Source organism: Rhizobium oryzicola (assembly GCF_030504645.1).
GTDB lineage: Bacteria > Pseudomonadota > Alphaproteobacteria > Rhizobiales > Rhizobiaceae > Neorhizobium > Neorhizobium oryzicola.
Genome location: NZ_JAUKWQ010000007.1, coordinates 65,638 through 86,378, shown reverse-complemented (window position 1 = coordinate 86,378; position 20,741 = coordinate 65,638). Strand labels below are relative to the sequence as shown.

The following is a 20,741-nucleotide window of genomic DNA, read 5'->3' as shown; positions in this document are numbered from 1 at the left end:
GTTCCAGTGGTTCGTACAAGCATTCGATCGCAAGACGTGGAACATTTGGCGCGTGTCCACGTTGAGAAACCGTCGCGGGCGCTGATGCGCTGGTGGACGATGTCATAGAACCTCCCCCATTCGGCGCTCTCCCCCGGGAAGCGCCTTTTCTTTGCAACCCTTGGAGGCGCGACAGGTTGGCTCATGCGGCAAGCCGTCCGTTGCTGCAGTGCATCAAGCCTGCGACAACTGTTGACGAGCCACTTTGTAAAAGCCCCCCCGGGCAAAGGAAGGAAGCCATGTTTGAGCATCTGGACGCTACGGTCCTGGCGCGTATGCAGTTTGCTTTCACCGTCTCGTTCCACATCATCTTTCCAGCCTTCTCGATTGGCCTTGCCAGCTATCTGGCAGTGCTAGAGGGCTTGTATTTGTGGACGAAGAAGCCGGTCTATCTGGAGCTGTTCGACTTCTGGAAGACGATCTTTGCCGTTGCCTTCGGCATGGGCGTCGTCTCCGGCATCGTCATGGCCTATCAGTTCGGGACCAATTGGAGTGTGTTTTCGGACAAGGCGGGACCGGTCATTGGGCCGCTGATGGGCTACGAGGTGCTTTCGGCATTCTTCCTGGAAGCTGGTTTCCTGGGCGTCATGCTGTTTGGCCGGAAGCGCGTCGGGCCCGGCCTGCACTTCTTTGCCACTCTGATGGTGGCCTTCGGCACGCTGATTTCGGCGACCTGGATCCTAGCAACCAATTCCTGGATGCAGACTCCAGCCGGCTTTGCCATGAACGACAAGGGCCAGTTCATCCCGGTGGACTGGTGGCAGGTGATCTTCAACCCGTCTTTCCCCTACCGCTTCGTGCATATGGTGCTGGCAGCCTATCTCACGACGGCGCTCGTGGTCGGTGGCGTCGGTGCCTATCACCTTCTGCGGCGTACCGCGCCGCTGAGAGCCGGCACAATGTTTTCCATGGCCATGGGCATGATTGCTGTCGTCGCACCCTTGCAGATCCTGGCGGGCGACCAGCATGGCCTCAACACGCTGGAACATCAGCCCGCCAAGGTGATGGCGATGGAAGGCCACTTCCAAAGCCATCCGGATGGCGCGCCGCTGATCCTGTTCGGCATTCCCAACACGCAGGAAAAACGTGTGGACTACGCGATCGAGATCCCGAAGGCTTCAAGTCTAATCCTGAAACACGATCTTAATGCGCCGCTGGCGGGCCTCGATACGATACCGGAGGACAAGCAGCCGCCCGTCGAGATCATCTTCTGGTCGTTCCGCATCATGGTGGGGCTAGGCTTTGCCATGCTCGCCCTTGGCATCTGGAGCCTCTATAGCCGCTGGCATGGCACGCTTTACCAGAGCTCCTGGCTGCACCGATTTGCCCTCGCCATGGGGCCAGCAGGCTTCGTGGCGGTGCTGGCCGGATGGGTCACGACGGAGGTGGGCCGACAGCCCTATACGGTTTACGGTCATCTGTTGACGGCCGAATCCCGCTCGGCGATTGCGGCCCCCGCCGTGGCAACCTCACTACTGGCCTTCGTCGTGGTCTACTTCCTCGTCTTCGGCGCTGGCACTTTCTACATCCTGCGTCTGATGAAGCGCCTGCCGCGCGATGCGGATGCACATCTCGGCGATGGTCCGATCCGTTCCGCAGGCATTACCCCCGCTCCCCATCTGGCTGCCCAGCACGGAGGTGCTCACCATGGCGCTTGATCTTCCCTTCATCTGGGCCGCCCTCATCGCCTTTGCGGTCCTCGCCTACGTCGTCCTTGACGGCTTCGACCTCGGCGTCGGCATCCTCTTTCCCTTCTTTCGGGAGGAGGAGGAGCGGGACACGATGATGAATTCCGTTGCACCGGTCTGGGATGGCAATGAAACCTGGCTGGTGCTGGGCGGCGGCGGTCTGCTCGCCGTCTTTCCGCTCGCCTATGCCACCATCCTACCGGCGCTTTACGCGCCGCTGATCGCCATGCTGCTTGGCCTCATTTTTCGGGGTGTCGCCTTCGAATATCGCTGGCGCACCAAGCGTGCCAAGTGGGTTTGGGATTGGGCCTTTGCCGGCGGTTCCACTGTTGCGGCCTTTGCACAAGGCATCGCGCTCGGTGCGCTGGTGCAGGGCATTCCCGTTGCCAACCGTGCCTATGCGGGTGGCTGGTGGGACTGGCTGACGCCATTTTCCATCGCAACCGGGATTGCCCTCGTCATCGGCTATGGGCTTCTGGGCTCAACGTGGCTGGTGATGCGCACCTCCGGACATATCGCCCAAAATGCCCGCCGCTTCGCCTATGGTGCGGGCGCGGCAACGCTAGTTGCCATCGGCATCTTCAGCCTTTGGACGCCCTTCCTGAAGCCGCTCTATGTCGATCGCTGGTTTACCTTTCCGACCGCCGTCTTCAGCGTCATCGTTCCGCTGCTGGTGGTGCTGTGCTTCTACTCGCTGTTCCGGGGCCTGAGAATCCGCCATGACTCCCAGCCTTTCCTGTCGGCGCTGGCCATCTTCATTCTTGCCTATGCGGGCATCGGCATCAGCTTCTACCCCTATATCGTGCCCACTTCGGTCACCATTTGGGACGCGGCGGCGCCTGACGAGAGCCTCGGCTTTCTGCTGGTGGGGGCAGCGATCCTCGTACCCATCATCCTCGCCTACACGGGGTATGCCTATTGGGTCTTCCGCGGCAAGATGGATCCGGAGGAGGGTTACCATTGAGGATCGCAGAGAAAGCAAGGCAACTCGGTTGGTTCGTCGGCCTCTGGATCTCAGGCGTACTGGCCGTCGGGCTGGTCGCCATGATCATCAAGTTTTGGCTGAAGGCCTGATCAGCGTTTCGCCAGCACGACAAGATAGCGCGCGGGCACCTTGCCCGCGTTCTTGAAGGCGCAAGGCGCGGGCGGCCCAAGCTCCAGGCAATCACCTGGCTCCAGAATATGCAATGTATCGCCCTCGTGAAAATGCAGCAGACCTTCCAGCATCCAGATCTGCTGGCGCTGGAAGGCGAAGGCCGAGGCCGGATAGGGAATGCGAACGCCGGGCGGCAGCATGACCTCGATGAGGTCGAGCATTCCACCATTCGGCGGCGAGACCGCGCGGCGCGTGTAACCGGTTTCCGGGTCCGTCCATACCGGCTGATGATCGAGCTTCAAGAGACGCTCATCCGCCCGCTCCGCCAAGGCAAGTAACGTCGAAAGCGGCAGGCCGAAGGCACCCGACAATCGGCCCAGCACCGTCGCCGTCGGGCTTGCCTCGCAGCGCTCGATCTTGCTGATCATCGCCTTCGACACGTTCGAACGCTCGGCGAGATCCGACAGGGACCAGCCCCGGCTTTCGCGCTCGATCCTGATGCGATCAGCGATCGCCTGCGCCGTATCGACTTCGCGAGGCTCCATCTTGCAACCCTCCTCTTTCGTCTCCTATAGTAGACGAAATGAGACCAATAAGAAACGGGATCGTCACGCAGACCGTGAGGGGCGCCATGCGAAAAATCCACTTCAATGCCTTCGATATGAACTGCGTCGGGCATATTCAGCAAGGGCTTTGGACTCATCCCCGTGACCAGTCGCACCGCTATGGTGAGCTTACCTACTGGATGGATTACGCCAGGCGGCTGGAAGCCGGATTGTTCGACGGCATTTTTCTGGCTGACGTCGTCGGCATCAACGACGTCTATGGCGGCAGTGCGGATGCGGCACTGAAAGGCGCGGTGCAGGTTCCCGTCAATGATCCGATGCTGCTGGTGCCCGCCATGGCCGCCGTCACGCAACATCTCGGCTTCGGCATTACCGCCAACCTCACTTACGAACCGCCCTTTCTCTTTGCCCGCCGCATCTCGACCCTTGATCATTTGACCGGCGGTCGCATCGGCTGGAACATCGTCACCGGCTATCTTGATAGTGCGGCCAAAGCCATTGGCCTCAATGCACAGGCGGCCCATGACGATCGCTACGATCTGGCCGACGAATACATGGATATTGTCTATGCGCTCTGGGAGGGCAGCTGGGCGGATGATGCCGTCCGCTTCGACCGGGCGACGGGTGTTTATGCCGATCCGGCCAGGGTTCAAAAGATCCAACATGCCGGCAAGCAGTATAGGCTGGATGCCATGCATCTCTGCGAACCATCGCCGCAGCGCACGCCGGTGCTCTACCAGGCCGGTTCCTCGACCCGTGGCCGGGAGTTTGCGGCAACCCACGCCGAATGTGTCTTCGTCAACGGCCAGAAGCTGGACGGGGTGAAGGCTATCGTGGACGATATCCGCAGCCGCGCCATTGGCTGCGGCAGGCAGGCCGATGACATCAAGGTTTTCCTGGGCGCAACCATCGTCACAGGCCGCACAGAGAAAGAAGCGTGGGAAAAATTCGAGGACTACCGGCGCCATGTCAGTTCAGAGGCGGCACTCGTGCATGCCGCGGCTTCCCTCGGTATCGATTTTGCTCGGTACGATCTGGATGAACCGATCGAGACCGGCAAAAGTAGCGCCATTATCTCCAATGTCGAGGCCATGACCCGCAGCGCCGGTCCGCAATGGACGAAACGCAAGCTCCTCGACCAGATGGTGCTCGGTAGCCGGCAAGCGCCCATGGTGGGGTCGGCGGAGCAGATCGCCGATCAGCTGGCGGCATGGGTGGAAAATGCCAGCATTGACGGTTTCAACCTTTCCCGCACCGTTGTACCCGAATGCTTCGAAGACATCATCGGGCTGGTCATCCCCATCCTGCAGGAGCGAGGGCTCTACAAGACTGCCTATGAGCCAGGAACCCTGCGGGACAAACTCTTTGGCGCATCGCGTCTACCGAACCGCCATATCGCGAAGAGGCATCGGTTTGGCGAACCCTAAAGCACGTTGCGGCTTAGCCTCGTGTAACGTGCTTTAAGTTCTTGTTTTAACGCATATCGTTACCGCAAAACCGCTACACACTTTTGCGCGCCATGCTTTAATTGCCCCTGCTCGGGATGCGGTTTTCGAGCAGCCGGAAAGCCAGAACCAGAATACCCGTCAGGCAGAGATAGATCAGCGCCAGCAGCAGCAGCGGCTCATAGGTCAGCAACGTATCCTGCCGGACCTTGGTGATGACGGAATAGAGGTCCATGACCGTGACTGTCGCAACCAGCGGCGTCGATTTCAGTTGCAGCACCGTTTCGCCCGTCAGCGTCGGCAGCGTGCGATAGACGGCGCGCGGAAACCAGATCCGCCGGAACGCCGTCCAGCGGCCCATGCCATAGGCGCGCGCCGCTTCCAGCTCGCCCTTGGGCACACCGGAAAAGGCGCCTCGCATGACTTCACCCTCATAAGCCGCAAACGAGATCGTCAGCGCGGCAAAGCCGTAGGGCCAGGCCTGTCGCAGATAGGGCCAGGCCCAGGAGCTGCGGATTTCCGGATATTGCGCGAAGAGCGAGCCCAGACCGTAATAAAGCAACCACAACTGTAGAAGCAGCGGTGTGCCGCGAATGAGGGTGCAGAATGCGTTGGCCAACCAGGCCAAAGGCTTTGGCCCCGTCACCTGGACAAGCCCAAGCGGCACCGCAAACACAAAGCCGACAACCGATGTGGAAATCAGCATCAGCATGGTTGTCCACAGGCCGGAGATCAGCCGGTCCTGATAGCGCGGCAGCCAGTCCCATCGCATGAAATAGGCGGCAGAAACCAGAATGGCCAGAAAGACGGCTGCCAGCGCAATGCGATGCGGCTCCAACAGGCTGCGTGCCTTCGGGGGAGCATAAGTCATCGGCACGAGCGTTGCTTCGTCCTTCATGCTGCCTGCTCCCGGGACAAGCCGCGTCTAGCCCGCTTTTCAATCGCGCCGAGAATGACATTGGAGAGCAGCGTGACGAGCAGATAGAGCACACCGGCCGCCAGGAAGAACATCATATAGGCCTTGGTTGTACCAGCAGCCTGGCGGGTGACGAGCGTCAGCTCGCTGAATCCGACTACGGCCAGCAGGGCCGTATCCTTCGTGGCGATTAGCCAAAGGTTAGACAGACCCGGAATGGCATAGGGCAGCATGGCGGGCAATGTGATGCGGCGAAGCGATAGGAGCGGCGACATGCCATAGGCGCGCGCGGCCTCCAGCTGTCCCGCCGGGATGGCCTTGATGGCCCCGCGCAGCACCTCCGTCGAATAGGCGCCCTGCACTACGCCGATCACGAAGATGCCGGCGGCAAGACCGCTGATATCCACCGAAGGAAGCCCAAGCACCAGCATCAGCTTGTTTACCGCATCGGTGCCGGCATAATAGAGGATGAGGATCAGGATGAGTTCCGGCACACCTCGCACGACGGTCGTATAGACCTCGAGCAGATCACGCAGCACCTTGCCGCCCCACAGCTTGGCCGAAGCGCCGCCGATGCCGATCAAAAGCCCAAGCAGAAAACCGCCCACGGCCACTTCCAGCGAGCGCATCAGGCCGGCCAGCAACACACCGCCCCAGCCCGGAGACCAGAGGGACAGAAGGTTCAAATCAAAACTGGTGGGACCCATGCGGGATCAGCTCCGTGCGGCTGGCACAGAAAACGCCGGACCTCTGAATGACCAGGGGTCCGGCGGCGACAGCCGAGACTGTCTTACTTGCCGTAGATGTTGAAGTCGAAATACTTCTTCGAGATCTTGTCGTAGGTGCCGTTGGCACGCACAGCCTTGATCGCAGCGTTGAACTTATCCTTCAGCGCCGTGTCTTCCTTGCGAACGCCGACGCCGACGCCCGAGCCGAGAATGGCCGGATCATCCTGCACATTGCCCTTCAGTTCGCAGCAGGCCTTGCCCTGATCGGTCTTCAAGAAGTCGTTCAAGGTCACGAGGTCGGCCTGGATCGCGTCGAGACGACCGGCTGCGAGGTCGTTGTTGGCCTCATCCTGCGTCTGGTATTCCTTGACCTCGGCAACGGACTTGGCGAAGTACTTCTGGACATAGGCCGCGTGGATGGTCGAGACCTGAACGCCGATGACCTTGCCCTTCAGGCCTTCAGCCGTCGGCTCGAACTTCACACCCTTCGGGCCGATGATCGCGGTCGGTGTGTTGTAGTACTTGTCCGAGAAATCGATGGCCTTTTTGCGCTCGTCGGTGATCGACATCGAGCTCATGATGGCATCGATCTTCTTGGCGTTCAGGGCCGGGATCAGGCCATCAAACGCGATCGGCGACAGCGTGCAGGTCAGCTTTGCTTCGGCACAGAATGCGTCCATCATTTCGATTTCCCAGCCAACCCACTTGCCGCTGGCATCCGGCGAACTAAACGGCGGATATGGGCCGGAATCGACGCCGATCTTGATGTCCTCGGCGGCAGCATGGGTGATGGCAGCGACGCCAAGAGCGAGCGCAATCGCGGCCGTCTTCAGAATGTTGGTCATGATTTCCCCTTTCGATAATACTGATTGTTTTTAGTGAATGGAGCTGATGAACTTTTTCAGCCGCTCCGATTGCGGATCGCCGAAAATCTGCTCCGGCGGCCCCTGTTCCTCGATGACACCGCCATGCAGATAGACCACATGGCTTGCCACCTGTCGTGCGAATTTCATTTCATGTGTCACCAGGATCATAGTGCGCTTCTCGCGCGCAAGGTCGCCAATGACGGAGAGAACCTCGCCGACAAGCTCCGGGTCGAGTGCAGACGTAGGCTCGTCGAACAGCATGACAAGCGGCTGGATGGCCAGCGCCCTGGCGATGGCCGCACGCTGCTGCTGCCCGCCGGACAGGAAGGCCGGGTAGGCATCCCGCTTTTCGTAAAGACCAACGCGGCGCAGCAAGGCTTCAGCCACTTCAATCGCCTGATCGCGCGGCTGGCCGAGAACATGCACCGGCACTTCGATGACGTTCTGAAGAACCGTCATGTGTTGCCAGAGGTTGAAGCTCTGGAAGACCATGCCAAGCTTGGTGCGGATGCGCTGAACCTGACGGCGATTGGCCGGCATCAGTCCGCCATTGCCATCCTTCTTCAGTTCAATGGTTTCACCATGAATAGTGACACTGCCGGCAGTTGGCAGTTCCAGCATGTTGATGCAACGCAGGAATGTTGATTTGCCCGAACCGCTTCCGCCAATCAGAGCAATGACATCGCCCTGCTTTGCGCTGAGAGATACACCCTTCAGAACCTCCAGCGGACCAAAACGCTTGTGGAGATCCCGCACTTCAATGGCTTGCGCCGTTTCCGCCATATTACCTTCACTGCCGAACGTTTGTCGCTCGATCAACTGATGACTGTCCCCCCAGCTTTTCTTCTTTATACCGCGGAGCTGGCGCCGCAAGATTAGATTTTAGTTTTGCACTTGTGCACCGATTACTCAAGCCTGTTGTACGCGCTTAGGGTGAGATGGCCACCGGATCTCAGAAAAGCACGCGAAAACAGAGGTTCGCTCCGCTGCCACGCCCAGAAGTATCCCGGCCCGTCACACGCGGGCTTCGCTTTTACCTCCGCATCGGATACATCCCGTGCAACGCGAATTCTGCGGCAGGGAGAGGCTATCCCCCTTCTCTGAACTCGTTCCGATACAGGGAGAATTTTATGCGCTACGCCTCCATCACCGATCGCCTCGCCCACCTCGGCTCCGGCCGCTGGGCCCTGCATCTGGCGGCCCGCCGCATGAAGACCGCGGGCGAACCCATTATCGAGCTGACGATCGGCGAACCGGATCTTCCCCCAGACGAAGCGCTGCTGGCGGAATGCTCGCGCTCCATGCATGCGGGCCGAACCCGCTATTCCAACGGACGCGGCGAACCTTCCGTATTGAAGGCGCTGGTGGCGAAATATGAAAAGCGCCGTCCAGGCGTGACGGAGAGAAACTTCCTCTGCTTTCCCGGCACGCAGAGCGCGCTCTACGCCGTGATGATGGGGCTTGTAGAAGCAGGTGACGGCGTACTGGTGGGCGATCCACTTTATGCGACATACGAAGGCGTCATCGCCTCGACCGGCGCACACATGATTCCTGTACCGCTGCGCCCGGAAAACCGTTTCCACCTCAAAGCCGCCGATCTGGAGCGTGCGATCACGCCGGAAGCGCGGGTGCTGCTTCTCAACACGCCGCACAATCCGACCGGTGCGGTGCTGACCGCCGCCGAAATCGCGGCCATCGGTGAGATCTGCCGAAAGCATGATCTGTGGATCGTTTGCGACGAAGTCTATGAGCAGCTGATTTTCGCGGAAGGCTTTGCCTCGCCCTTCGATATGCCGGAACTGGCCGATCGGACCATTGTTGTCTCCTCCATTTCCAAATCGCATGCCGCACCGGGCTTCCGCAGCGGCTGGGCGGCAGGGCCTGAAGAATTCTGTGAAAAGGTTCTGCCGGTTTCGGAGACCATGCTGTTCGGCGTGCAGCCATTTATCGCCGACATGACGGCACTGGCGCTATCCAGAAAGTTCGAAACGGCCGATATCATGCGCGGCAATTATCAGCGCCGTGCCGCGATCGTGGAGAAAACCCTCGCCGGCAGCAACCTGCTGAAGCCGATGATGCCCGAAGGCGGCATGTTCGTGGTGGTCGACGTGACCGGCACCGGCCTTGGCGGCAAAGAATTTGCCTGGGAACTGCTGCGGGAGGAAAAGGTGGCCGTCATGCCAGGCTCTTCCTTCGGGGATCAGGCCGCGGGCTTCATTCGCATCTCGCTGACCGTGCCGAAAGACACGCTGCAGACGGCGGTGGAGCGGATGGCAAGCCTCAGCCACCGGCTTGCTGGCATGCCCCCGGAACAGAGGGCGGAGCGGGCAGCACTGCGGGCCTGATCAAACGCCGAGATAGCGATCCTGCAAATCGGCGGTCAGGTCCTGCGGCACCCCTGTCCAGGCCACCTGCCCGTTTTCCAGCACCACGCAGCGGTCTGCAACGGGCAGGAGTTCGGAGAGCGTCTTGTCTACCACGAGGATAGAAAGGCCCTCCGCCTTCAACGTGCGGATCGCCCGCCAGATATCCTGCCGGATGACGGGCGCCAGACCTTCGGTGGCTTCGTCAAGGATCAGCAGGCGCGGATTGGTCATCAGCGCCCGCCCCACCGCCAGCATCTGCTGCTCGCCGCCCGAGAGTGAGCGCGCCAGCTGATCCCGCCGCTCTACCAGGCGCGGAAACAAGGCGTTGACCCGCGCCAGCGTCCATTGTCCCGGCCTGGCCGCAGCGACGAGGTTCTCATGCACTGTGAGGTTGGGAAAGCAGCGGCGTCCCTCCGGCACGAGCCCGATGCCGAGCCGCGCCACCTTGTGCGGAGGCAGCCGATCGGTCGCCGTGCCAGCAATGCTGATGCGTCCCCCCTTCGGCGGCATCAGGTTGCAGATCGACTTGATCGTGGTCGACTTGCCCATGCCGTTTCGGCCCATCAGCGCCACGACTTCACCATCCTCAATCTGGAATGTGATGCCGAACAGTGCCTGCGCGCTGCCGTAAAAGGTTCTGATGTCATGGACGTCGAGCAGCATCAGGCATGATCCCCCAGATAGGCGGTGCGCACGACAGGGTCGCGGCGGATCTCCTCGACCGTGCCTGTCGCAATGATGCGGCCATACACCAGCACGGAAATCCGGTCCGCCAGTGCGAAGACCGCATCCATGTCATGCTCCACCAACAGGATCGGCGCTTCCTGCCGAAGCTTCGCTAGAAAGCCCGTCAGCACCTTGGAACCCTCGGGCCCCATGCCGGCCATGGGTTCATCCAGCAGGAAGGCCTTCACATCGAGCGCCAGCGCGATGGCGATTTCCAGCTGGCGCTTTTCGCCATGGGAAAGCTCACCGGCGGGAATATGCGCCCGCTCCGCAAGCCCGACACGGGAAAGGCGATCCATGGCTTCGTCCACGAGGTTGCGGTCGCTCCGAACCGGTCGCAGGAAGCGGAAGCTGGAACCCTGTCGCGCCTGCACCGCCAGCATGACATTGCGTAGCGCCGAGAATTCAACTGCGAGCGAGGAGATCTGGAAGGTTCGCCCCAGCCCTTTGCGCGCCCGCTCGGCCACGCCGAGATTACCGATCTCCTTTCCTGCCAGACGGATCGATCCCTGATCCTGCCTGAGCGTGCCGCAGATCTGGTGAATGAGCGTGGATTTGCCCGCCCCGTTCGGGCCGATCAACGCATGGATCTCACCCGGATAGAGCGATATACTCACATCGTCCGTCGCCTTCAGCGCCCCGAAGTTTTTCCGCAAACCCTTGATATCAAGAACCGGCTCAGCCATGGCGCGCCTTTCCGGCCAGAAGGCCGATCACGCCGCCACGGGCAAACAGAACCGTGGCGAGCAGGATGAGTCCGAGGAAGAACTGCCAGCGTTCGGTGATACCCCCGAGAGCAGATTCGATCACCACATAGAGCATGGCACCCGCCACCGGCCCAAACAGGCGCCCCGTACCGCCCAGAATGATCAGTACGATCAACTCACCGGACATGTGCCAGGATAGCATTGACGGGCTGACGAAACGGTTGAGATCGGCATAGAGGCAGCCCGCCAGCGCTGTCATCATGGCGGAAAGCACAAAGGCGGTGAGCCGGATGGGCAGCGGCGAAATGCCGACAGAGGCCACGCGCACCTCGTTCTGGCGCACCGCCTGCAGCGCCGCCCCGAAACGCGAATCCCGGATCATGGCAAACAGACCGAGCCCGACGATCAGGGCGCCATAGGCCACGCCGAAGAAGGTAAGCGGCCGCATGGTGTTGACACCGGGAAACTGGTTGCGCACCACGATCGACAAACCGTCTTCGCCACCATAGGCAGGCCACGAGATGGCGAAGTAATAGACCATCTGCGCGAAGGCGAGTGTGATCATGATGAAGTACACACCCGAGGTGCGCAGGCTGATGACGCCGATCAACAGGCCCAGCAGCCCGGCCACGATGGCCGCCGTCAGCCAGATCAGCAGCATCTGCTTGCTACCTTCGAAGCCGAAGATCATGGGATCGCCGGAAAAGGCATGCGACGACAGAATGCCCGCCACATAGCCGCCGACACCGAAGAAGGCGGCATGGCCGAAGGAGACGAGGCCACCGAGCCCGAGCGCGATATTGAGGCCGGTTGCGGCCAGCGCCAGGATGGCGATGCGGGTTGCAAGCGTGATGGTGAAGGGCTGGCCGACTGCGCTGGCAATGAAGGGCACGGCCAAAAGCAGCAGAGCCAGCACGCCGTTGATCAGGAACTCGCGGGATATCATGGCCATCCTCATGCCTGCGCCGGGAAGAGGCCGCGCGGCTTGATCGCCAGGATCGCCGCCATCAGAAGATAGATCAGCATAGAGGCAATCGCGCCTCCTACGGGGCCAGCCTGCGCGGAGGACATGAAGAGCCCGACGATCTGCGGCAGCAGGAAACGGCCCATCGTATCGACCACGCCAACCAGCAGCGCGCCAATCAAGGCCCCCTTGATCGAACCGATGCCGCCGATCACGATCACCACGAAAGCGAGGATCAGGATCGGCTCACCCATGCCGACCTGCACCGATTGCAACGCACCGACCATGGCGCCGGCCAGCCCCGCAAGGGCGGACCCCAGCGCAAAGACGAGCGTGTAGAGCGTGCGGATATCGACACCGAGTGCGGCAATCATTTCACGGTCGCTTTCGCCCGCACGGATGCGCATGCCGAGCCTCGTCCGCGAGATCAAAAGCGTGAGCCCGATCGCCACAAGCCCGCCGGTTACGATGATTGCCAGACGATAGAGCGGATAGGCCGTACCACCGGGCAGCGGCACCGCGCCCTGCAGCAATTGCGGAATATCGAGGTAGAGCGGAAAGGATCCGAAGACCCAGCGCGTCCCCTCGGAGAAGATCAGGATCAGCGCGAAGGTGGCCAGCACCTGGTCCAGGTGATCACGGCCGTAAAGCCTGCGAATGACCACGACTTCCATCAGCGCGCCGGCGGCAGCTGCAAAGGCGAGGCTCGCGGCAAGGCCGAGCCAGAAGGAACCGGTGGCTGCCGCCACGACCGCGCAGGCAAAGGCGCCCACCATGTAGAGCGAACCATGGGCCAGATTGATCAGGCCCATGACGCCGAAGATGAGCGTCAGCCCGGCTGCCATCAGAAACAGCATCACACCGAGCTGAACGCCGTTCAGCAATTGCTCGAGAACGAGAGAGAAGGTCACGAATGGGCCTTACTTCTTGCAGTCCTTGGCATAGGCATCGCCGTGATCGGTGAAGACCTTCTCCACGATCTTGTTGGTCAGCGTGCCGTTCTCCTTCACCACTTCCGTCACATAAATGTCCTGGATGGGGTGACGGTTGTTGTTGAACTTGAACTTGCCGCGCGGCGACTGGATGTCGGCCTTGTTGAGAGCGGCCGCGAAAGCCTTCACATCCTTGATGCTGGCCTTGGAGGATGCCGACAGGATCAGCTGGGCCGCATCATAGGCCTGCAGCGCATAGAGCGAAGGCAGGCGGTTATATTCCTTCTGGAAACCGGCCACGAACTTCTTGTTCGCCTCGTTGTCCAGATCCTTCGACCACTGGCCGGAGGCCTTCACACCGAGTGCTGCATCACCGATGGCCGGCAGAACATCCTGACTGAAGGAGAAGCCGGGACCGATGACCGGGATCTTCACGCCCGACTGGGCATATTGCTTCATGAAGGAAATGCCCATGCCGCCGGGTAAGAAGACGAAGACCCCATCAGCGCCGGAGGCGCGGATCTGCGCGATTTCGGCGGCATAATCGGTCTGGCCCACCTGCGTGTAGACTTCCTTGGCAAGCTCGCCCTTGTAATAGCGCTTGAAGCCGGTCAGCGAATCCTTGCCCGCCGGATAGTTGGGGGCCATGATGAACATCTTCTTGTAGACCTTGTTAGCATATTCGCCCATGGCCTCATGAAGATTGTCATTCTGGTAGGCGGCGTTGAAATAGAGCGGATCGCACTTTTCACCGGCCAAAGCTGCAGGGGCAGCGTTGGTGGAAATGTAGAGCTTTCCCTGGGCAACAGCGCCCGGCACCACGGCCATCAAAAGGTTCGACCAGACGATACCGGTCAGGATATCCACGTTGTCGCTCTGGATCATCTTGTCGGCAATCTGCACGGCCAGTTCCGGCTTCTGCGCATCGTCTTCGGTGACGACAGTGATGTCCTTGTTGCCGGACTGCTTGATCGCCAGCATGAAGCCGTCGCGCGTATCGACGCCAAGGCCCGCACCGCCGCCGGACAGCGTGGTGATGAGGCCCACCTTGATCGGTTCCGCCATGGCAAGCGTCGAGCTTCCCAGCGCCAGCGCCATGGTGGCGGCTTTCAAAATCGCTTTCATCCGTACTCTCCCGTTCGTTAAGCTGCTGTTCCTGTTGTTATGTCTGCCGGGTGGCTTCTTGTTTTTGGCCACCCTTTCATAAGCAATGCGAAACATCCAGAGGTGGATGTTCGAAAATCAAGCAGCCGTCGGCTGCTTCAGCCTGAACCGCTGGATCTTGCCGGATTCCGTCTTAGGAAGCGCATCCGTGAAGATGATCGAACGTGGATATTTGTAGGGCGCGATGACCGATTTCACATGCTCCTGCAGAAGCTTGGCCAGCGCATCGCAGGCCTGCGAACTATCGGCCAGCACCACATGTGCCTGCACGATGTGGCCACGCTCCTCATCCGGCACGCCGATCACGGCGCATTCCAGCACCGCCTCGTGTTTTAGAAGCGCTGCCTCCACTTCCGGCCCGGCAATGTTGTAGCCGGCGGAGATAATCATGTCGTCTGAACGCGCGGCAAAATGGAAATAACCGTCCTCATCCTGGATGAAGCTGTCGCCCGTCAGGTTCCAGCCATCGCGGACATAGTCCTTCTGCCTGTGATCGGCGAGATAGCGGCAGCCGATCGGTCCCTTGACTGCCAGCCGCCCGACAGTACCGACAGGCACTTCGTTCATTGCCTCGTCTACGATCCTGGCCTTGTAGCCCGTCAGCGGGCGGCCTGTGCAGTATGGCTTGGCTTCACCCAGACGGTTGGAGATGAAGATGTGCAGCATCTCGGTCGCGCCGATGCCATCGAGGATCGGCTTGCCGGTCTTCGTCGTCCATTCCTCGAAGACGGGACCGGGAAGCGTTTCACCGGCAGAGACGGCGATCCGCAGCGAGGAGAGATCCGCTTTGCCCTGATCCATAGCCGCCAGCATCGCGCGATAGGCGGTGGGGGCGGTAAAGCAGATCGTCGCCTTGTAGGTCTCGATGATCTCCATCATCTTCGGCGGCGTTGCATGTTCCAGAAGCGTGGCGGCGGCACCGAAGCGAAGCGGGAAGATCGCCAGCCCGCCGAGGCCGAAGGTGAAGGCCAATGGCGGTGAGCCGACGAAGACATCGTCAGGTGTGACAGCGAGCACTTCCTTGGCATAGGCATCCGCGATGATCAGCAGGTCGCGATGGAAATGCATGGTCGCCTTGGCAATGCCGGTCGAACCGGACGTGAAGCCCAGCAATGCAACGTCATCGCGGCCCGTACGCACTGCCTCGAATTGCACGGGCTTGTTGAGCGCCGCACGATCCAGTTCCGCATCGTGGTTGGCGGTGCCGTCAAAACCGATCACCTGGGTGAGGAAAGCGCTTTCCTTTGCGGTGGCCACAAGCTCATCCATCAGGCGCGTATCGCAAAGCGCCATCGAGATCTCGGCCTTGTCGATGGTCTTCGCCAGCTCGCCGGCCCTCAGCATCGGCATGGTATTGACCACGACGGCACCGGCCTTCGTCGCCGCCAGCCAGCAGGCGACCATGGCGGGATTGTTGGCGGAGCGGATCAGCACGCGATTACCGGGCTTCAACCCGTAATCCTCGGTCAGCGCGCGGGCGATGCGGTTGGTCCAGTCGGCGAGTTCCTTGTAGGTCCGGCGACGGCCATTGCCGATCAGCGCAATGCGGTCCCCGAACCCCTTCTCCACCATGCGGTCCGTGAGTTCGACAGCGGCATTGAGGTATTCGGGATAGTCGAAGCCGTCGAGAAGAAGCTCCGGCCATTCGTCAAAAGGCGGAAGATTGTCACGCGTGAACGTGTCCAGATGACCCGTCGGTCCCAGCATTTCTCTGTTCCCTTCATGTGAACGCCGCTTGCCGGTTTCCTCCCCGACAAGGACATTTTCTGGAGCTGTTGCCGCTCCTTGTAATGAGGAGAATTGCACCAGCTGCACCGTCTGGCAAGACAGAAATTTTAAGTTTGTAATAATTCTGGGAAAGCCGTGATTGTCACCTTTTTCACCGTGTCTGCGGGAAATGCGCGAATTCTTCACGCCAAGATGCGTTGCGGAAGGCAAGGCTTTAGATTTTGAATGTAGAACCTGAAGTTGCCATCTTTTGGATGGTGGCCAGAGTTACGAATGCGGATGAATGGTGAATGGCAGAGCCGGCACAGACAGCAGACAAGACGTCGGAGTTCGAGACCGAAACGGCTGACTTCAGTTTCTTCGCCCAGCTGAAAATGATGGGCTCGGCCTTCTGGTCTTCGCATGTACGCACGAGGCTTCTGTGCCTGGCCGCAGCCCTGCTGACGATCATCCTCTTGACCGTCTACATGCAGTACCGCCTGAACCAATGGAACACGCCCTTCTACAATGCGCTGGAGCAACGCAACCTTCCCGCCTTCTTCGAGCAGTTGAAGGTGTTTGCCGTCATCGCCGGTTCACTGCTGGTGCTCAATGTCATCCAGGCCTGGTTGAACCAGATGACCTCGCTCAACATGCGCGATGGTCTCACCCGCGATCTGGTCGACCAGTGGATGCGCCCCCGCCGCGCCCTGAAGCTGGCGAATTCCAGCCCGCTCGGCGTCAACCCGGATCAGCGCCTGCATGAAGACGCCCGCAATCTGGCGGAGATCACCACCAATCTCAGCATCGGTCTCGTCAACGCCACGATCCTGCTCATCAGCTTCGTCGGCGTGCTTTGGGCCATCTCGTCTGATTTCGCACTTCGGCTCTGGGGCATGGAAGTGGTCATCCCCGGCTACATGGTCTGGGCTGCCCTCATCTATGCGGGCAGCGCCTCAGCGCTCAGCAATTTCGTCGGCCGACGCATGCCGCGCCTCAACACGGAGCGCTATTCCAAGGAAGCCGAGCTTCGCTTCGCGCTGATGCATGCCAACGAAAACCTGATGCCGATCACGCTGACCAATGGCGAGGAAAACGAGCGGCGACGCATCCAGCAATCCGTCACGGCGGTTCTCATCATCCTGCGCCGCCTTGCGCTCGCCATGACCAATCTCACCTGGGTCTCCTCAGGTTTCGGCTGGCTGACCACCATTGCACCGATCCTGATCGCGGCGCCCGCCTATTTCGGCGGCTACCTCACCTTCGGCGGCCTGATGATGGCGGTCGGAGCCTTCAACCAGGTCAACACGGCACTGCGTTGGTATATCGACAACTTCCGCCCGATTGCCGACTGGAAGGCAGCGCTTTACCGCGTCTCCGTCTTCCGTCGCGCCCTGCTGCAGATGGACGACCTCACGGATATTCCCGGAAGTTCGCTTTCCATTTCTCACAGTGAAGGCGGCAGCATCGTTCTTCGCGACATCGAACTGCGACCGGGTACGGCCTCGACCGGTGCCGAGCGCGGCGTGATCCTGACCGGCGAAACGCAAATCACGCAGGGCGAGCGCGTGATGGTCAATGGCGATCCGCGCGCCAACCGCCATCTGCTGTTCCTCGCGCTGGCAGGGCTCTGGCCCTGGGGCAAGGGGGAGATCCGCCTTCCCGGTCTCTCGGACATGCTGTTCATTGCCCAGAAGGGGTATCTGCCGGATGCGACATTGCGCGAGGTGCTGGCCTATCCCAATTCGCCGGATGATTATTCGCAAGAGCAGATGATCGAAGCGCTCGACCGCGTGGAACTGCATGGCCTCATCGAAAAGCTTTCCGCGCGTGACCGCTGGGAACGCACCCTGGACGAAGAAGACCAGATGCGCCTGCGTCTTGCCAACGCAATTCTGATCGCGCCCAAATGGATCGTGCTGGACGATGCGCTCGAAACGCTGGACCCACAGACCCAGCATGAAATCCTGAAGCTCCTGAATGGCTTCACGGATGCGGCCATCATCTACATCGGCCGGTCCGAAGTCTTCCTGTCGATCTCGCCGCGCGCCATCCACCTGCAGGCTCTGACGCCTTCGGCAGAACCGCACTGATAAGAATTGTCAGTCCAGCAACTGGCGCAGATGGGCGGCAAGTTCACGGGCCGTATAAGGCTTCTTCAGCCATAACCCATCTTCCGCCAGTTCCTTGCCGGCGATTTCAGGCTCGGCATAGCCGGACGTGAACAATACCTTAATGTCGGGCCGTCGACGGCGCACTTCCTTGGCCAACTGATCCCCCGGCATGCCGGGCATGGCGATATCGGTAAACAGCAGTGCCACTTCGGGATGACGGTCCAAGGCGATCAGCGCCTCGGCCGCATTGCCTGCTTCCAATACGGTGTAACCTGCGCTCTCGAGGCGAGCGACGGCGACGCGACGGACCCGCGGATCATCTTCCACCACCAGGATGGTTTCGGTGCCGCCCGGGATCGATGGGATCGCCGACGTCTGGTCTGACGAAGAACCGACCGTTCCTGTCGCGGCCGATGCGGCTGGCAGGAAGAGGCGAATGCTCGTGCCCTGCCCTTCCTCGCTGTAGATCTGGATATGTCCGCCGGACTGGCGCACAAAGCCATATACCATGCTGAGGCCAAGGCCGGTGCCGGCCCCCATGGTCTTCGTGGTGAAGAAAGGTTCGAAAGCCCGCTGCTTCACTTCTTCCGTCATGCCGCTGCCGGTATCCGTGACTGAGACCAGCACGTAATTGCCGGCGCGCACCTGCGGGTACATCTGCGCGTAATCAAAATCGAGATGAACGCGGCTGACCTCGATCGAAAGCTGCCCACCATCCGGCATGGCATCTCGCGCATTGAGCGTCAGGTTCAGCAGCGCATTCTGCAACTGTGGCCCGTCGACCAGCGCCTCGTTCCCGCCGCCGCGAATGACCGTGCGAAGCTCAACCCGATCGCCAATCGTGCGGCGGATGAGTTCGGAAAAGTTCGACACCATCTGCCCGAGATCGGTCATGCGGGGATTGAGCGGCTGGCGACGTCCAAAAGCCAGCAATTGCCCGGTCAGCTTTGCACCATCGTCCGTGGCGCCCTGCGCCTCCTGCAATAGCGTCAGAACCTTCGGATCATGGATCTTCGCTTCCATCATCTCGAGATTGCCGCTGATGATGGTGAGCAGGTTGTTGAAGTCATGCGCAAGGCCGCCGGTCAGCTGGCCGATCGCTTCCATCTTCTGAGATTGGCGAAGCTCTTCCTCGATCTTGTGACGGCTGGTGAGATCCCGGATGAAGCCGGTAAAGATGCGCTGACCGTTGGAGATCGCTTCACCAACCGCCAGCTCCATGGGAAAGGTGGAGCCGTCCTTGCGAAGCCCCTTGACCACGCGGCCAAGGCCGATGATGCGCCGCTGGCCGGTCGTCAGGTAATTGGTGATGTAACGATCGTGGTTCTCGCGGTCCGGCGTCGGCATGAGAATGCGGACATTATGACCTTCGACTTCGGAGGATTCGTAACCAAAGAGATCTTCGGCCGTCGAGCTGAAGGAGGTGATGGTACCACGCTCATCGATGACGACCATCGCTTCTGGCACCGTCTGCAGGATGGAGCGGAAATGCGCCTCGCGCACAGCCAGATGCTCCTGCACCGTCTGCGCCGCGCGGAAATCCTCGTTGACCTGCAAGATGAGCGGCACGCCATCGGGCGTCAACCCTGCAGGCACCCAGCGGCTCAACACCGAAATTGTGTGACCGTCCTTGTGACGATAATCGAGATTGCCCTTCCAGGCGCCGTTTCGATCCACCGAAGCCAGAATTTCGTTCAAGGACGGCGCGTCCACCAACAGCAAGCGCATCACGTTCTGGCCGATCGCCTCGGACTTGGACCAACCGAACAGCTCCGCCGAGCCGGCACTCCAATGGCCGATACGCCCGAGCCCATCATGCACAATGATATTCAGAGGCGCGAGCAGGCCCAAAAAGCCCTGAAGTCCAGACAGTGTTGCACTCAGCTCGTTGGTTTCGCCCATTCGGCCCTCATAGCCCACGTGATGAAATCAATTAATGCGGCCAGACAGCCTGTCGCGTTTTCAGGGAGCCTTCGCAAAGATCCTCATAACTATCGCCGTCACCGCACAGCGCAAGCAGTTTTCCGGGCTTTGCGATATCAAATGCGTGACGACCATTGGGGGTGATGACGCCGCGCGAGATCAGGCGGGTGATGGTGCGCGATACCGTTTCGATCGTCAGCCCCAGATAGTCGGCCATGTCCTGACGGCTCATGGGCAACTGGATGATTCGGCCGATCTGCTGCGCGCCATGCATCCGGCGCGCAATCAGCATCAGAAAGCTGCAGACGCGCTCCTCGGCACTCTTGCGCGACAGAAGCACCATCTGGTCCTGGGCGGCAGCCATTTCATCGCACAGAAGAGCGAAGAGTTGCGGGCGAAGCTCCGGCGCGTTCTCGATCGCGTCCTGAAAAGCCTTTCTGGTGAGGCGGCGAACCTTGACCGGCGTGACCGCTTCGGCGCTGTAGATGTAGATATCCTTGAGCGACAGTCCCACCATATCGCCCGCATACAGAAAACCGGTGATGACCCGGCGGCCATCGCCGATGATCTTGAAAATGCGCAGAACACCTTCCGTCACTTCAAAGACGTGCTGGGCGCGATCACCTTGCCAGAACAGGCCTTCGCCCACTTCCAGGCTCTCCCGCGGAACGCTCGCGAAAACTTCATCAAGCGTGGACAGTTGCGGCTTCATGCCGGCGACTGCGGCAAAGGCTGAATGAGCGTGGTTAACAGTGGAAAGCATGTGAGTCCCTCTCTCTTGCTGAGGGAGTTTT

At 60.4% G+C, this 20,741-nt stretch carries 19 protein-coding genes; 6 read left to right on the top strand and 13 right to left on the bottom strand.

Going from position 1 to position 20,741, the window contains the following annotated elements; translation table 11 throughout:
• Positions 1-278 precede the first annotated feature (278 nt).
• Genes Q2T52_RS19255 through Q2T52_RS19245 form a run of 3 tightly spaced genes read left to right on the top strand, consistent with a single transcriptional unit; the run spans position 279 to position 2,801 of the window.
• Positions 279-1,697, top strand: coding sequence for a cytochrome ubiquinol oxidase subunit I (locus Q2T52_RS19255; RefSeq protein ID WP_302078453.1), 1,419 nt, complete (start codon positions 279-281; stop codon positions 1,695-1,697).
• Positions 1,687-2,691, top strand: a complete 1,005-nt coding sequence (gene cydB / locus Q2T52_RS19250) for a cytochrome d ubiquinol oxidase subunit II (RefSeq protein WP_302078452.1) — start codon at positions 1,687-1,689, stop codon at positions 2,689-2,691. The genes Q2T52_RS19255 and cydB overlap by 11 nt, the downstream gene beginning before the upstream one ends.
• Positions 2,688-2,801, top strand: coding sequence for a DUF2474 domain-containing protein (locus tag Q2T52_RS19245; RefSeq protein WP_302078451.1), 114 nt, complete (start codon positions 2,688-2,690; stop codon positions 2,799-2,801). The genes cydB and Q2T52_RS19245 overlap by 4 nt, the downstream gene beginning before the upstream one ends.
• Here Q2T52_RS19245 and Q2T52_RS19240 read toward each other — a convergent pair whose 3' ends face one another.
• On the bottom strand, positions 2,802-3,368 hold the full coding sequence (locus Q2T52_RS19240) for a helix-turn-helix domain-containing protein (protein WP_302078450.1): 567 nt from the start codon (positions 3,366-3,368) through the stop codon (positions 2,802-2,804).
• 86 nt (positions 3,369-3,454) lie between these two features.
• Here Q2T52_RS19240 and Q2T52_RS19235 point away from each other — a divergent pair, with 86 nt between their 5' ends.
• Complete coding sequence (locus Q2T52_RS19235) at positions 3,455-4,816, top strand: LLM class flavin-dependent oxidoreductase (protein WP_302078449.1); 1,362 nt, start codon at positions 3,455-3,457, stop codon at positions 4,814-4,816.
• Positions 4,817-4,913: 97 nt separating this feature from the next.
• Here the strand turns inward: Q2T52_RS19235 and Q2T52_RS19230 are convergent, their stop codons facing one another.
• From Q2T52_RS19230 to Q2T52_RS19215, 4 genes are all read right to left on the bottom strand, one after another.
• Positions 4,914-5,732 (bottom strand): ABC transporter permease subunit, encoded by an 819-nt coding sequence (locus Q2T52_RS19230; protein ID WP_302078448.1) that lies wholly within the window; start codon positions 5,730-5,732, stop codon positions 4,914-4,916.
• Positions 5,729-6,457 carry an ABC transporter permease gene (locus Q2T52_RS19225; RefSeq protein WP_302078447.1) on the bottom strand — a complete coding sequence of 243 codons (729 nt, stop codon included), beginning with the start codon at positions 6,455-6,457 and terminating at the stop codon, positions 5,729-5,731. Before Q2T52_RS19225 ends, Q2T52_RS19230 begins: the two co-directional genes overlap by 4 nt.
• A gap of 83 nt (positions 6,458-6,540) precedes the next feature.
• A complete protein-coding gene (locus tag Q2T52_RS19220) occupies positions 6,541-7,323 on the bottom strand; it encodes a transporter substrate-binding domain-containing protein (RefSeq protein WP_302078446.1) in 783 nt (260 codons plus the stop codon).
• A 30-nt stretch (positions 7,324-7,353) separates the two neighbouring features.
• Positions 7,354-8,127 carry an ABC transporter ATP-binding protein gene (locus tag Q2T52_RS19215; RefSeq protein ID WP_302078572.1) on the bottom strand — a complete coding sequence of 258 codons (774 nt, stop codon included), beginning with the start codon at positions 8,125-8,127 and terminating at the stop codon, positions 7,354-7,356.
• 347 nt (positions 8,128-8,474) lie between these two features.
• Here Q2T52_RS19215 and Q2T52_RS19210 point away from each other — a divergent pair, with 347 nt between their 5' ends.
• A complete protein-coding gene (locus Q2T52_RS19210; protein WP_302078445.1) occupies positions 8,475-9,689 on the top strand; it encodes a pyridoxal phosphate-dependent aminotransferase in 1,215 nt (404 codons plus the stop codon).
• On the opposite strand, the gene Q2T52_RS19205 is transcribed toward Q2T52_RS19210, so the two are convergent.
• From Q2T52_RS19205 to Q2T52_RS19180, 6 genes are all read right to left on the bottom strand, one after another.
• Positions 9,690-10,376: an ABC transporter ATP-binding protein gene (locus Q2T52_RS19205; protein WP_302078571.1), complete on the bottom strand. Its 687-nt coding sequence runs from the start codon at positions 10,374-10,376 to the stop codon at positions 9,690-9,692.
• A complete protein-coding gene (locus tag Q2T52_RS19200) occupies positions 10,373-11,122 on the bottom strand; it encodes an ABC transporter ATP-binding protein (protein WP_302078444.1) in 750 nt (249 codons plus the stop codon). Before Q2T52_RS19200 ends, Q2T52_RS19205 begins: the two co-directional genes overlap by 4 nt.
• Positions 11,115-12,089, bottom strand: a complete 975-nt coding sequence (locus Q2T52_RS19195) for a branched-chain amino acid ABC transporter permease (protein WP_436799559.1) — start codon at positions 12,087-12,089, stop codon at positions 11,115-11,117. The genes Q2T52_RS19200 and Q2T52_RS19195 overlap by 8 nt, the downstream gene beginning before the upstream one ends.
• An 8-nt stretch (positions 12,090-12,097) precedes the next feature.
• Positions 12,098-13,018 (bottom strand): branched-chain amino acid ABC transporter permease, encoded by a 921-nt coding sequence (locus Q2T52_RS19190; protein WP_302078443.1) that lies wholly within the window; start codon positions 13,016-13,018, stop codon positions 12,098-12,100.
• Between the two features lie 9 nt (positions 13,019-13,027).
• Complete coding sequence (locus Q2T52_RS19185; protein WP_302078442.1) at positions 13,028-14,164, bottom strand: ABC transporter substrate-binding protein; 1,137 nt, start codon at positions 14,162-14,164, stop codon at positions 13,028-13,030.
• A gap of 117 nt (positions 14,165-14,281) precedes the next feature.
• Positions 14,282-15,910 (bottom strand): AMP-binding protein, encoded by a 1,629-nt coding sequence (locus Q2T52_RS19180; RefSeq protein ID WP_302078441.1) that lies wholly within the window; start codon positions 15,908-15,910, stop codon positions 14,282-14,284.
• Between the two features lie 311 nt (positions 15,911-16,221).
• Here Q2T52_RS19180 and Q2T52_RS19175 point away from each other — a divergent pair, with 311 nt between their 5' ends.
• On the top strand, positions 16,222-18,003 hold the full coding sequence (locus Q2T52_RS19175) for an ABC transporter ATP-binding protein/permease (RefSeq protein ID WP_302078440.1): 1,782 nt from the start codon (positions 16,222-16,224) through the stop codon (positions 18,001-18,003).
• Positions 18,004-18,012: 9 nt separating this feature from the next.
• Here the strand turns inward: Q2T52_RS19175 and Q2T52_RS19170 are convergent, their stop codons facing one another.
• A complete protein-coding gene (locus tag Q2T52_RS19170; RefSeq protein WP_302078439.1) occupies positions 18,013-19,926 on the bottom strand; it encodes a hybrid sensor histidine kinase/response regulator in 1,914 nt (637 codons plus the stop codon).
• Positions 19,927-19,957: 31 nt separating this feature from the next.
• Positions 19,958-20,710 carry a helix-turn-helix domain-containing protein gene (locus tag Q2T52_RS19165; protein ID WP_302078438.1) on the bottom strand — a complete coding sequence of 251 codons (753 nt, stop codon included), beginning with the start codon at positions 20,708-20,710 and terminating at the stop codon, positions 19,958-19,960.
• Positions 20,711-20,741: the final 31 nt, after the last annotated feature.

Bases quoted from the DNA above. Each gene is read 5' to 3' on its own strand.
- Q2T52_RS19255 (WP_302078453.1), top strand. From the start codon at position 279: ATGTTTGAGCATCTGGACGCTACGGTCCTGGCGCGTATGCAGTTTGCT.
- cydB (WP_302078452.1), top strand. From the start codon at position 1,687: ATGGCGCTTGATCTTCCCTTCATCTGGGCCGCCCTCATCGCCTTTGCG.
- Q2T52_RS19240 (WP_302078450.1), bottom strand. From the start codon at position 3,368: ATGGAGCCTCGCGAAGTCGATACGGCGCAGGCGATCGCTGATCGCATC.
- Q2T52_RS19235 (WP_302078449.1), top strand. From the start codon at position 3,455: ATGCGAAAAATCCACTTCAATGCCTTCGATATGAACTGCGTCGGGCAT.
- Q2T52_RS19230 (WP_302078448.1), bottom strand. From the start codon at position 5,732: ATGAAGGACGAAGCAACGCTCGTGCCGATGACTTATGCTCCCCCGAAG.
- Q2T52_RS19225 (WP_302078447.1), bottom strand. From the start codon at position 6,457: ATGGGTCCCACCAGTTTTGATTTGAACCTTCTGTCCCTCTGGTCTCCG.
- Q2T52_RS19220 (WP_302078446.1), bottom strand. From the start codon at position 7,323: ATGACCAACATTCTGAAGACGGCCGCGATTGCGCTCGCTCTTGGCGTC.
- Q2T52_RS19215 (WP_302078572.1), bottom strand. From the start codon at position 8,127: ATGGCGGAAACGGCGCAAGCCATTGAAGTGCGGGATCTCCACAAGCGT.
- Q2T52_RS19210 (WP_302078445.1), top strand. From the start codon at position 8,475: ATGCGCTACGCCTCCATCACCGATCGCCTCGCCCACCTCGGCTCCGGC.
- Q2T52_RS19200 (WP_302078444.1), bottom strand. From the start codon at position 11,122: ATGGCTGAGCCGGTTCTTGATATCAAGGGTTTGCGGAAAAACTTCGGG.
- Q2T52_RS19195 (WP_436799559.1), bottom strand. From the start codon at position 12,089: ATGATATCCCGCGAGTTCCTGATCAACGGCGTGCTGGCTCTGCTGCTT.
- Q2T52_RS19185 (WP_302078442.1), bottom strand. From the start codon at position 14,164: ATGAAAGCGATTTTGAAAGCCGCCACCATGGCGCTGGCGCTGGGAAGC.
- Q2T52_RS19180 (WP_302078441.1), bottom strand. From the start codon at position 15,910: ATGCTGGGACCGACGGGTCATCTGGACACGTTCACGCGTGACAATCTT.
- Q2T52_RS19175 (WP_302078440.1), top strand. From the start codon at position 16,222: ATGGCAGAGCCGGCACAGACAGCAGACAAGACGTCGGAGTTCGAGACC.
- Q2T52_RS19170 (WP_302078439.1), bottom strand. From the start codon at position 19,926: ATGGGCGAAACCAACGAGCTGAGTGCAACACTGTCTGGACTTCAGGGC.
- Q2T52_RS19165 (WP_302078438.1), bottom strand. From the start codon at position 20,710: ATGCTTTCCACTGTTAACCACGCTCATTCAGCCTTTGCCGCAGTCGCC.